Genomic DNA, 258 nt, shown 5'->3' on the forward strand with positions numbered 1-258 from the left:
TCGGGTTTGATTTCTATGGCTCTGTCATAAGATGCAAGCGCTTCTTCAAATCGCCTTAAATTACCCAGCACCACACCCCGGTTGTTCCAAGCTTCGTAGTCATCAGGTTTGATTTCTATGGCTCTGTCATAAGATGCGATCTCTTCTTCAAATCGCCCTAAACTACCCAGCGCCACACCCCGGTTTTTCCAAGCTGAGTCTTTGTCGGGTTTGATTTCTATGGCTCTGTCATAAGATGCGATCGCTTCTTCAAATCGC

1 protein-coding gene is annotated in these 258 nt (G+C 46.5%); it reads right to left on the reverse strand.

The features are described from left to right. On the reverse strand, window positions 1–258 hold a 258-nt coding region (locus tag ABF638_RS38505; protein WP_435027970.1), incomplete at both ends, for a tetratricopeptide repeat protein.

This window comes from Nostoc sp. CALU 1950 (genome assembly GCF_051172895.1).
GTDB classification, from domain to species: Bacteria; Cyanobacteriota; Cyanobacteriia; order Cyanobacteriales; family Nostocaceae; genus Nostoc; species Nostoc edaphicum_A.